Origin of the sequence: Candidatus Ruminimicrobium bovinum, assembly GCF_902760015.1 — a bacterium.
GTDB classification, from domain to species: domain Bacteria; phylum Elusimicrobiota; class Endomicrobiia; order Endomicrobiales; family Endomicrobiaceae; genus Ruminimicrobium; species Ruminimicrobium bovinum.
In genome coordinates this window covers 1-10,346 of sequence record NZ_CACWEU010000005.1, presented here as the reverse complement: position 1 = coordinate 10,346, position 10,346 = coordinate 1, and the positions used below count along the sequence as shown (strand labels likewise).

The window sequence follows — 10,346 nt, the reverse complement described above, 5'->3', positions numbered from 1 at the left end:
TTTTCACTTTTAAAAGGATATTCTTTATAAAAAGAACAGGCAACAATATCGGCTTCATACTCCGATAATTTTTCTATATAATTATTTTCCACATAATCATCGGCATCAATAAAGGCAATATATTTACCTCTTGATATTTTTATTCCTTCATTTCTTGCTTTTGATACACCCTTATGATTTATTCTATAAATTTTTATTCTTTTATCAATTTTTTGAAAAGGCAAAAGCTTTTCATAAATATTATCATCTATTCCATTTGCAATAATTAAAATTTCAATGTTAGTATATGTTTGACGAATACAACTGTTAATACATTTTTCCAACAGATAAAAATTGATATTGTAAACCGGTATTATAATTGATACAAGATTATCATTAAAATATTTCATAATATTTTTATATTCCAAATTAACTGCTATAAAGTTTTTATTTATTTTTAAAAGAAATTATCTTTCTGCAAAATTTACCTATAACTGCATAATTTATATTAAATCTTAAACAAAAACAAAATAAAAGCAATCTTATTTTAAGCATTGTTTTTAAATTTTTTGTCGAACAATTTTTTTTAAAATCTTTATTATAATATGTATCCTTGAATTTATTGAAATAAATATTTAATTCGGATAATTTTAAATTTAATACTTCCAGTTTTGATGCGGTTAATATAGAAATATATTGATAATATAATCGTTTGTACTCATCATAGTTATTTTCAAAAACCAATCTTTCTTTTAATTTTTCAAATAAATGAAAACAGTTAAACTCTTTATTTATTTTTTGTATTAAAGAATTTTCTCTGTTAATTCTATAATAATAAATTTTATCATCAATGAATTTTATTTTCTTCGTTTTTAAAAGTATATATATATAAAATAAATTATCTTCACTTTCTCTTAATTCAAAAAAAATGTTATTATCAAACAAGAAAGCTTTTCTATAAATTTTTAACCATGCCGGAATGACAAAGTAATTTTTTTGCGGAATTAACAGTGATTCCAATTTACTATTGTTTAATATATCTGCAGAAATATTTTTAACATTAACAATTTGTTTTAAATTATTATCATAGAAATAAACGGAAGAACCGACAACATCTAAATTGTTTTTTTCAATTTCATTATATAAAATCTCTATGTATTTATCCGCAATCCAATCATCCGAATCCACGAAAGTTATATATTTACCTTTTGCTATTTTCACACCTTCATTTCTTGCAAAACCAAGACCTACATTTTGTTTCAAATCAACTAAAACAATTCTTTCATCTTTTTGTTGATATTCTTTGATTGTTTGTAAAGAATTATCAGGAGAACAATCATTAACAACAATTATTTCAATATCTTTAAATGTTTGGTTTACAACACTATCAAGACATTGTCTTAAATATTGTTCTACATTATACACCGGAACAATTACCGATACTTTTGGATTATTCATTTATCATTAAAAACTTCTATCGTATTTTTTACCGAAAAATTTAGCTTTTAAGAAACTGCTTCCTTTTTTAAACCAATTGATTTTTTCCATATTGAGAACAGGAATTTCTTTATATTTTAATTTATTTTGTTCTATCCAAACATCAAGTAAAAGTTCCGAAATATATCCGTAAAGTCTTGCTTGATACTTATTATATTGTGAAGGATTTGTTTGTTTTTCCAATTCAAATAAAATATCAAATATAAAACTGCAATAATTATTTACAAGTTCTTTTTTCATGACAAACATATTAAACATATGTGCTGATTTTTTATTCAATACAATATTAAAAGAATTTACATAGTCCGGATATTTTTGTTCTAATATTTTTTTTGTTTTTTCCAAATCGTCAATGTAATGTGTATGTTCATAATGAGAATATAATGTTTCTATGAAATAATATCTTTTTTTAGGAACAATAATATCTGTCCGTTTTAATAAGTTTTCTATTTCTTGTTTTTTTATTATTTGTTCAAATTTATTATTGTTTTTTGTTTTTCCTCTGAAATGTCTTCTGTAATGAACCAAACCCAAATAATCATAATCTAAATTTTTCCAAGCCCAATAAAGCCCTGTCAATTCACAAAAATAAGGATTTTTTTCGGATATATTATCTCCGGTGTTATCACCGATAAAACCTATATTTTTTCCCCCTTCTGCACCTACATGTAAAGGGAAATATATATCATCTTTAGGCATTTGATATTTTTTATGAGTTGCAACTATAATTTTTATATTCATATCTTTAATTAATTTAATTCTTTTTCTGCAAAATTCAGAGCGGATTCCATAACTTTATCCATGTCGTAATATTTATATTCTCCAAGCCGTCCGCCAAAGAAAATATTTTTTTCTTTATCGGCCAATTCTTTGTATTTTAAATATAAATTATTATTTTTTTCATCATTAACGGGATAATACGGTTCATCCTGTCTATCCCATTCCTTTGAAAATTCTCTTGATATTATTGTTTTAGACAAAACATTATCTTGTTCATCTTTACCGAATTGAAACCATTTATGTTCTATAATCCTTGTCCATTTTGTTTGACTGTCGGTATAATTAACTATCGCATTTCCCTGGAAATTGGGAATATCCAATATTTCATTTTCAAAATGAACGGTTCTATATTGTAAAGTTCCGAATTTATAATCAAAATAAGCATCAATTGCACCCGTATAAATAATTTTATTTGCAATTGAATTGTAGTATGCTTTATTTTTCAAATAATCTTCATTCAATTTTACTTCTATACCGTCCAAAATATTTTCTACAAGTTTTGTATATCCGCCGATAGGAATTCCCTGATATAAAGCATTAAAATAGTTGTTGTCATAAGTAAATCTTACGGGCAATCTTTTAATTATAAAAGCAGGAAGTTCCTTACAACTTCTTCCCCACTGTTTTTCGGTATAACCTTTTATAAGTTTTTCAAATATATCTTTACCTACCAAACTTATTGCCTGTTCTTCCAAATTTTTCGGTTCGGTTTTTATTTGTTTTTTTTGTTGTTCGATTATTTTTTTTGCATCATCCGGAGTTACGCATCCCCACATTTTGTTAAATGTAAACATATTGAAAGGCAAAGAATATATTTCACCGTTATAATTTACTACGGGAGTATTTGTATATCTGTTAAATTCAATAAATCTATTTATATAATTCCATACCTGTCTGTTATTGGTATGAAAAATATGCGGTCCGTATTTATGAACATATATACCTTCAATTTTTTCAGTGTACGCATTTCCTGCAATATGGTTTCTTTTTTCTATTATTAATACTTTTTTACCTTTATCCGTTGCCATTCTTGCAAAAACGGAACCATACAAACCGCAACCTACAACCAAATAATCATACTTCATATATTTCTCTCAAAAAACACATATTTTTAATATTTTATTAAACACTTATTATAACACATAAAACTTATGTAACCAGTAAAATTTTTATTGCATAAACATCAACTATTTATTGTGTTATTATAATAAATTAATAAAATTTTATAAAATAATTGTATCGGTTACATACATTTGCGACATTTTATTATTTTCAACAAAGAACTGTAAAGGAGCTTTTAGGTTTAAAGAAGAATTAAATATGTGTACTTTGTAATAAAAAATAATTTTTATACTCTTTACGATATGGCAATGCTTGCTTTTACAAGTTATTCAAAAGTACCTTTAAGAATTGCCACTATGTGCGGTTTTATTTTATCCGTTTTAAGTTTTTGTTTGGCTTTATTTTATTTAATTTTTAAATTGTTATTTTGGTATAACTTACCTGCAGGTACGGCCCCTATTTTAATATCGGTATTTTTCTTTTTCTCAATTCAGTTGTTTTTTATAGGTATTTTAGGAGAATACCTTAACACAATATTAACACAAGTTCAAAACAGACCTCTCGTCGTTGAAAAAGAAAGAATTAATTTTTAAACAACAATTCAATTTCAATTTGGAATATTTAAGTTTTATTTGTAAAAATTCAAAATTATTCGTTAATTATTTTAAAAAAGATTTTTTTTAATACAATTAAAAAACAATAAAATTTTTTTCAATTAATATAAATATTATTAATGATACAACATTAATACAAAAAAATACATTGAAAAAAAAATAATAATAAAGTATAGTGGTATTATGGTTAAAAAACATATTATAAAAAAAGATTTATCATTTATTAAACACTCATAATGCAAATAAATATTTGTTTATCATCAGATAATAATTATGCACAGCATCTTACCGTTACGATTGCATCTATATTAAAAAATGCAAATACTGATGATGAATTATTTTTTTTTATTTTTGATGGTGGAATAACAAGCGATAATAAAGAAAAAATTTTGAAATTAAAAGAAATAAAACATTTTGAAATAAAATTTATTTTAATTGATTCTTCAAAATTAGCATATTTACCAAATCATTCTTTTCACATTTCTATTGCAACTTATTTTCGCTTTAAAATTGCAAGTTTACTACCTATAAATATTGATAAAATTATTTATTTAGATTGTGATATAATTGTTTTAAAAAGTTTGTCTAATTTATTTAACGAAGATATTAAAGATTATTATATTGCAGGTGTTGAAGATATTGGATACTATTTTGATAGAAGATTTTTAAAAAGAGAAACTGATTCTTTTTATATAAATGCAGGTGTATTATTAATAAACATAGCAAAATGGAGAGAGGATTATATTGAAGAAAAATTATTAAGTGCTACTGAAAATAATTTATTATTAATACACAATGATCAAGATATTATAAATTTCAAATTAAAAGACAAAATAAAAGCATTAGATTTAAAATGGAATGTTCAGGATAGTTTTGCAAGAATACTCGGGAAATTACATCCTTTAAAGAAACAAATAAAACAAGCTGTTTTAAACCCTGCAATAGTTCATTATACAGGTGCTATAAAACCTTGGCAATCAATTTATATTCCTTTCGGGGAATTATACATAGATTATTTAAAATTAACACCATTTTATCGTTCGCATAATATGAAAAGTAAATTCAAAATGTTTTTTGAGTATTATTATTTTAATTTAATAAAAAGATATACTAATAAATTATTAATTAACACTAAAAACAAGAAATAAAAAACAGTGTAATTAAAAGGAATTTTACAAATGCTTTACAAATTAAAAACAAAAATAAGATATTCTAAGTTTGGAAATAAAATAGTCAATATCATTTTAAGTTCCAAATATTCCGATTTAATATATGTTTTTTTTGATAAATTAAAATTAACTGATACTGCAAATTTAAAACCTATTGTTAATAAAGAGAGTTATAAGTTTTTTGAATTAAATAAAGATAGAGTAAAAAAAATAATATCTTATTTAGCAGATGAAAAGTCAAAGCAAATTTATAGTGAAATAATAAACTATCGATGTTTTATTAATAGCAGGAATGTACCTGAATATTCTATGGCAGATCAGTATTTTCCTAAAGATATAATAAAATTAATTGATTCGGAAGTCTTTGTTGATTGTGGTGCATATACCGGAGATACTATAGAAAAATTTATAAAAAACACTAATGGAAAATATAAAAAAATTATTGCATTTGAAGCAGATAAAAAAAATTTTTCCAAATTACAAAAAAAGAAAAGAAATAATGTTTTTTATTTTAATTTAGGTATTTGGTATGAAAAAGATATTTTAAAATTTATACAAGATGAAACAATGTCTTCAAAATTACAACAAACTCATGTTAATATTAATAATTTATATAATTTTCAAAATATAACTGAACAAGTAATTAAAATTGATGTTGATGCTATAGACAATATTCCAGAATGTAGTGATATGACATTCTTAAAAATGGATATAGAAGGTGCAGAATTAAATGCATTAAAAGGAGCAGAAAAAACTATAAGGAAAAATAAGCCTAAACTTGCAATATGTATTTATCATTCAAATGAGGATATGTTAGAAATACCGGAATGGCTTATTAATTTGAATATGAATTATAAACTTTATATAAGACATCATTTTACAAATTTAACAGAAACCATTATTTATGCAATTTAAACATATTTTTAATATTTCATAATATTATATTTTATACTATAACTTTCATTTTTTCATTAATTTGTTAAATTTATATGGTAACAGCCAAAAACTTGTTAATAAAAAAGACAATAACAAACCTAAAATTATTCCATTTATTCCATACTTTAACGAAAAATAATATTGTAAAGTAATACTAATTATAAATTGTATTGGCATATATATCCAAAATATTTTTAATACATTTATGCTTTGTAAAAATACGGTATATGTATCTGAAACAATTAAAATGCTGAAATATAATGCACTCAATAAAAAAAAGTTGTACGATAAATTATAATCTATGTTTGGTAATAAAACCTTAAAAATTAAATTTTTAAATAAGAAGCTTACAATTATTGTTATTAATATTAATGATATACCAAATGTTAAATATCTTTTTAATTTGATTTTTAATTCTTCTATTTGACCACTATAATATAATTCTGTTCCAATAGGCCAAAAAGCTACTAACAAACAACTGTTTATTGAAAAGGCGGCAAGGAAGATTTTTGTAAACACACTATAGACAGCAACATCTAACGAACTACTTGTTTTAGCTAAAATAAAATAATCCGTTCCTGAAATTAATAAACTAATAACTACAAACCCAGCAAATTTAAAAGCTCTGTTAAATAATTTATTTAAAATATTTATGTTTATTTTAAAAATTTCCATTATTGAATTTTTAAATATCTTTATAAACAAATATCCATTAAATAATAATTGCGGTAAAGTATAACATAAAATAATTTTCAAAATTTTATTACTTTCACTTTGTGTATTTATAACTACAAGCATTGCACAAAATGAAATTATATATGCAATTGAAGTTAAAACATTAGGAATTATTCCTTTTTGCAATGCATAATAAACTTTAGTTGATATATTTACAACACCCACGAATATAAGTAATATTAATGAGGCTAAAACAACATTAACGGTTTGTACATTTAAAATATTCGTGTATTTTTTTAATATAAAACTCTGTATCGGTTGATATAAAACTAAAGATAAAATAACAGCTATGGCAGTAAATAAAATTATTATTTGAAATGCAGAATTTATATACGGTTGATAATCTTGTTTTTTTACTCTAAATTCTGAAATGTAATTTTGCAAAGAAAAACCTATACCGAAATCGGTTAAAGCACACCATGAAGTGAAAGACAAAAGCACAAGATACACTGCATAACTTTCCGTCCCTAAATACGGCAACAGAAATTTTATTGCAATTAAATTTGTAATTGCAATTATTCCCCTTGCTACCCATGCACTTATTGTAACTTTTAAATGATTAGGTAAATTTGTTATTAAGTTAAACATATTGTAATAATTTATAATATATCAAATAATTGAGAAATACAATACAGAGGAATATTTATAAGTTTATTTTCTTTTCTGTAGTTTGACATTGATATTCTTATTCCATAATCAAGTTTATTTTTTTCTACAAAAACTTTTAAACTTTTTGCATTTAAATTTTCTTCTGCTTTTACTTCTATAGGAATAACCCTTCCGTCATTTTGTATAATAAAATCAATTTCTCCATCAGAATTTTCTGCAGACCAATAAAAAGGCTTTTTATGTAAACAAGAAATTAATTGCTGACATACATATTGTTCCGTAAGAGTGCCTTTAAACTCCGTAAAAATATTATTTCCTTGCAATAAAGTTTTTTCATCTATAAATGCCATTGTTCCTATAAGACCGACATCAAGAATAAAAAGTTTGAAAGAAGAAAAATCCATATATGCATTTAACGGAATATTTCCCTTTTTTATCCTATCAATTTTATAGCATAGTCCACAATCAATAAGCCATTGTATTGCAATTTCAAAATCTTTTGCCCGTGAACCTTTTTTTAAAACTCCATAAACAAATTTTTTATTTTCCTTTGAAAGTTGTGTAATTATTCCGTTCCAAACCATGTTAATTCTTGGAACGACCTCGTTTGGAGCATGTTTTGAAAAATCTTGTTTATAGTCATCAATTATTTTTTGTTGCACTTTACGAACTTCTTTTAATTTTTTTGTTTTTAAATATTTTAAGACCGCAGCAGGCATACCACCGACAAAATAATATAATTTTAAAAATTCAATAAATTTATCTTTAAAAATACTTATCATTTGTAAATCGTTTTTATTTAAAAGTTCTACAAATTTATGTTGTTCAATAGCTTCCAAAAATTCAATAAAAGACATAGGATATAATGTCATGCTGTCAACTTTTCCAACAGGAAAAGATGTTCCTTGATGAAGAGCTATGCCAAGCAAGGAACCTGCTGCAACTATACAATATTTTTTTTCTTTATTTTCCTGTTCTTCTGCAAAATATTTTAACGATTGCAATGCTCTCGGCACATTTTGAATTTCATCCAAAATAATTAAAGTTTTTTCAGGTTCAATATTTATTCCACTTTCCATTGAAAGACCGGATATTATTCTTTCCGTAGAAAAATTTCCATCAAACAAATTTTTTAATTCGCTATTGTTATCATTATCAAAATTTATATAAGCAATATTTTTAAAATATTGTTTCCCGAATTCTTTCATCAACCAAGTTTTACCTACCTGCCTTGCTCCTTTAACAACCATAGGCATTCTATCTGGATTATTCTTCCATTCAATTAATATTTCCATTGCAGTTCTTTTCATTATTTTTACCCTGTTTTTTATAATTTTTATATTTATTTTAGCCAAGAACTAACAAAAAGTCAAGGGATAAAATGTGCAAACAAATAAAATTCTGGACGAGTTTTTGCTTGTTGCTACAAAAATTAGTCCTACATATATTTCTTTTTTGATTATTCTTTCTTTAATTTATGCACTTATTGTAACTTTTAAATGATTAGGTAAGTTTGTTATTAAGTTAAACATTTATTTAATCTTTTATAATATTTTCTTCAAATTCTTTTCTATCAAGAAAAGGGAACATATCTTCAAGTGTTGGTGATACCATTGTTCCATCAGGAAGTTTTTTTGCCGAAAGTTTTGGTGCAAAAATATAACCCGGACTTAAAAACACTTCACATAATACAGGACCTTCAAAATTTAAAACATTTTGAATTTTATTTTCCAAATTTTCTAAAGAATCTATTTTAAATACCTTAAAACCAAAAACTTGACCCAGTTTTATAAAATCAGGAATTTCTACACCGCTATTTATTGTACAGGCTGTCATTCTTCCATCAAAAAAATTCTTTTGAGTCTGTTGAATGGAGATATAACCATTATTATTTAAAATAAAAATTTTTATCGGTAATTTATTTGTTATAATTGTCTGCAATTCTTGTAAATTCATCATTATAGAACCATCACCGGCAATACAAACAACTCTCTCTTTATTATTTGCACAACAAGCACCTATTGCTGCGGGCAAATCATATCCCATCGAAGCATCTCCGCTGTTCCAAATATATCTCTGATTATTTTTCACTTTCCCTACCTGAAAAGGAACTAAAAATGCTGTTCCGTTACCTCCAACGACAATTTCATCATTTCTAAACTGCTCAATAAGCTTGCTAATGAAATAATAAGGTTCTATCGGATTATTTCCAACTCTAACAGCCTCTGTCACAGGATGATATTTTTCTTTCATTTTATAACAAAATTTTCTCCAATCGGAACATTCCTTTCTCTTTGCATAAAGCATAAACTTATCTATAAAAACTTTAGCATCCGAATTAATTTTTATATCCGGTTTAACCGTTGGCTTATCAAGTTCAGCTTTATCAATATCAACAGATATAAGTTTGGCATTTTTAGCAAAATTTTCCCAATTATAACTTACTTGTCTTATATTATTTCTGGAACCTATGGAAATAACCAAATCCGCATTTTGAAGAACAAAATTTCCGGCTCTGTTAGCAACTGTTCCTATTCTTGCAATAAAATTTTTGTTATCATCAGAAATAATATCAAACCCATTCATTGTTGTAACGACCGGTATATTCAACTTTTCAACTAATTGTAAAAAAATATCTTTTGCTCCTGATAATCTTATACCATGTCCGGCAATAATTAATGGTCTTTTAGAATTTTTTAACAATTCAACGACATGTAAAATTTCTTTATCAATGTTTGGAAGGACAAGTTCATCTTCAGCAGGATTATATTTTTTTAATTTTGTTTCATCAATCATTGCAGCTTGGAAATTAATAGGAATATCTATCCAAACAGGTCCGAATCTTCCATGTGTTGCAAGATAAACGGCTTTATCCAATATATATTCTATATCGTTACTGTCTTTTAACATTTCAGCATATTTTGTTAAAGGTTTTACACAAGAAATTATATCAACCTCTTGGTCT

The 10,346-nt window shown here is 24.6% G+C and carries 9 protein-coding genes and 1 pseudogene; 3 read left to right on the top strand and 7 right to left on the bottom strand.

Features of this window, described 5'->3' with window-relative positions; genetic code table 11:
* The 4 genes from ACMUOV_RS00115 to glf form a co-directional block, all read right to left on the bottom strand.
* The coding region (locus ACMUOV_RS00115; protein WP_413852585.1) for a glycosyltransferase family 2 protein at positions 1-389 on the bottom strand (389 nt) is incomplete at its 3' end.
* A 37-nt stretch (positions 390-426) separates the two neighbouring features.
* The gene (locus ACMUOV_RS00110) at positions 427-1,437 is read right to left on the bottom strand and encodes a glycosyltransferase family 2 protein (protein WP_413852583.1); all 1,011 of its coding nucleotides are present in this window, start codon (positions 1,435-1,437) and stop codon (positions 427-429) included.
* Between the two features lie 6 nt (positions 1,438-1,443).
* On the bottom strand, positions 1,444-2,217 hold the full coding sequence (locus ACMUOV_RS00105) for a DUF4422 domain-containing protein (protein WP_413852581.1): 774 nt from the start codon (positions 2,215-2,217) through the stop codon (positions 1,444-1,446).
* A gap of 8 nt (positions 2,218-2,225) precedes the next feature.
* Positions 2,226-3,341 (bottom strand): UDP-galactopyranose mutase, encoded by a 1,116-nt coding sequence (gene glf / locus ACMUOV_RS00100; protein ID WP_413852579.1) that lies wholly within the window; start codon positions 3,339-3,341, stop codon positions 2,226-2,228.
* 246 nt (positions 3,342-3,587) lie between these two features.
* Here glf and ACMUOV_RS00095 point away from each other — a divergent pair.
* The 3 genes and pseudogenes from ACMUOV_RS00095 to ACMUOV_RS00085 form a co-directional block, all read left to right on the top strand.
* Positions 3,588-3,911: pseudogene (locus ACMUOV_RS00095) on the top strand (glycosyltransferase); the annotation flags it as partial.
* Positions 3,912-4,168: 257 nt separating this feature from the next.
* Complete coding sequence (locus tag ACMUOV_RS00090; RefSeq protein WP_413852577.1) at positions 4,169-5,080, top strand: glycosyltransferase family 8 protein; 912 nt, start codon at positions 4,169-4,171, stop codon at positions 5,078-5,080.
* A 30-nt stretch (positions 5,081-5,110) separates the two neighbouring features.
* Positions 5,111-6,016 (top strand): FkbM family methyltransferase, encoded by a 906-nt coding sequence (locus tag ACMUOV_RS00085; protein WP_413852575.1) that lies wholly within the window; start codon positions 5,111-5,113, stop codon positions 6,014-6,016.
* A 45-nt stretch (positions 6,017-6,061) separates the two neighbouring features.
* On the opposite strand, the gene ACMUOV_RS00080 is transcribed toward ACMUOV_RS00085, so the two are convergent.
* The 3 genes from ACMUOV_RS00080 to ACMUOV_RS00070 all read right to left on the bottom strand — a co-directional run.
* Positions 6,062-7,360, bottom strand: coding sequence for an MATE family efflux transporter (locus ACMUOV_RS00080; protein WP_413852573.1), 1,299 nt, complete (start codon positions 7,358-7,360; stop codon positions 6,062-6,064).
* An 11-nt stretch (positions 7,361-7,371) separates the two neighbouring features.
* Positions 7,372-8,691 (bottom strand): ATP-binding protein, encoded by a 1,320-nt coding sequence (locus tag ACMUOV_RS00075; RefSeq protein ID WP_413852571.1) that lies wholly within the window; start codon positions 8,689-8,691, stop codon positions 7,372-7,374.
* A 226-nt stretch (positions 8,692-8,917) separates the two neighbouring features.
* Positions 8,918-10,346: thiamine pyrophosphate-binding protein (locus ACMUOV_RS00070; protein ID WP_413852569.1), on the bottom strand; the 1,429-nt coding region annotated here is incomplete at its 5' end.

Bases quoted from the DNA above. Each gene is read 5' to 3' on its own strand.
- ACMUOV_RS00110 (WP_413852583.1), bottom strand. From the start codon at position 1,437: ATGAATAATCCAAAAGTATCGGTAATTGTTCCGGTGTATAATGTAGAA.
- ACMUOV_RS00105 (WP_413852581.1), bottom strand. From the start codon at position 2,217: ATGAATATAAAAATTATAGTTGCAACTCATAAAAAATATCAAATGCCT.
- glf (WP_413852579.1), bottom strand. From the start codon at position 3,341: ATGAAGTATGATTATTTGGTTGTAGGTTGCGGTTTGTATGGTTCCGTT.
- ACMUOV_RS00090 (WP_413852577.1), top strand. From the start codon at position 4,169: ATGCAAATAAATATTTGTTTATCATCAGATAATAATTATGCACAGCAT.
- ACMUOV_RS00085 (WP_413852575.1), top strand. From the start codon at position 5,111: ATGCTTTACAAATTAAAAACAAAAATAAGATATTCTAAGTTTGGAAAT.
- ACMUOV_RS00080 (WP_413852573.1), bottom strand. From the start codon at position 7,360: ATGTTTAACTTAATAACAAATTTACCTAATCATTTAAAAGTTACAATA.
- ACMUOV_RS00075 (WP_413852571.1), bottom strand. From the start codon at position 8,691: ATGAAAAGAACTGCAATGGAAATATTAATTGAATGGAAGAATAATCCA.